Origin of the sequence: Xanthomonas sp. LF02-5 (assembly GCF_034105325.1) — a bacterium.
GTDB classification, from domain to species: Bacteria; Pseudomonadota; Gammaproteobacteria; order Xanthomonadales; family Xanthomonadaceae; genus Xanthomonas_A; species Xanthomonas_A sontii.
Map to the genome: position 1 here is coordinate 1 of NZ_JAXGGF010000016.1, position 1,165 is coordinate 1,165.

General features: G+C 66.3%; 1 protein-coding gene. It reads left to right on the forward strand.

The features are described 5' to 3' along the window. Positions 1-226 precede the first annotated feature (226 nt). Complete coding sequence (locus SLW52_RS21030; RefSeq protein WP_026143295.1) at positions 227-1,150, forward strand: IS110 family transposase; 924 nt, start codon at positions 227-229, stop codon at positions 1,148-1,150. Positions 1,151-1,165: the final 15 nt, after the last annotated feature.

Below are 1,165 nucleotides of genomic sequence, written 5' to 3' on the forward strand. Positions count from 1 at the left end.
CTGAAGCCGCTTGTGTCAAATAAGGGTCTATCGTTGTAGGTGAGAGCGGAGTGCGGCAGGCCGTTTAGCCGCAGTGCCAGCAAGCACGAGTAGGAGTCAGCGCCGCCGCACTCCGGTTCTCCTGCCTGACAAGCCCGAACAGTTGCCCGAGTGACGAGCTCGAACTCCACAAGCATGGGCATCGGCAGGAGCGCTCTCGTCCATGAGTCTACTGCGGAGAACGTCTATGCGGCGCCATGTCGGGATCGATGTATCCAAGGCTGAGCTGGTCATTCATGTCCTGCCGGACGAGCAGGCCTGGACCCAGCCCAATACGCCACAGGGGCAGCGTGCGCTGGCCCAACGTCTGGCTGGGATGGACTGCGAGCGGATCGTGCTGGAAGCCAGTGGCGGCTACGAACATGCCGTGCTGCAGGTGCTCCGAGAGGCGGACCTGCCGGCAGTGCGGATGGCCGCCGATCGTCCGCGCAAGCTCGCCCAGGCCTTGGGCCTGCATGCCAAGACCGATGCCCTGGACGCGCGCCTGCTGGCCATCGCCGCCCAGCACATCCCGACCACCCCCACGCCCGTGGTGCCCGGGCACCAGCAGTCTCTTCGCGAACTGCTGGACCTGCGTGCCACCCTGGTGGGCCAGCGCGATGCCCATCGGCGGCGCTTGGAACACATTACCAGCGCCAAGGCGCAACACCGCTGCCGAGAGGTGATCGCCCTGCTGAACCAGCAGATCCAGACGTTGACGCAGGAGATCGAGCAGCAGGGCAAGACCTGCTCGAGCCTACCCAAGGTGCCTGGGCTCGGGACGATCCTGCGCGCGGTTCTGGCCGCGCGGCTGCCAGAGCTGGGCACGCTGCCGCCACGCAAGCTCGCTGCCCTGGTCGGGCTGGCCCCGTTCAATCACGACAGCGGTTGCTGGAAAGGCCAGCGCCGCATCAAAGGCGGACGTGCCGACGTGCGGCGCGTGCTGTACATGGCCACCTGGGCCAGCATCCGCGCCAAATCCCCCTTGGCCAACACCTACGCACGTCTGCGCGCAGCGGGCAAGCCGGCCAAGGTCGCCATCGTCGCCTGCATGCACAAGTTCCTGCGCTGGCTCAATGCCATCGCGCGCGATCAGGCCCCGTACGCTCCTCCTGTCATCGCAGGTGCATGACAGTTGACTCCTACG

What these genes read in the sequence shown, in the direction of transcription:
- SLW52_RS21030 (WP_026143295.1), top strand. Translation starts at nt 227, where the DNA reads ATGCGGCGCCATGTCGGGATCGATGTATCCAAGGCTGAGCTGGTCATT.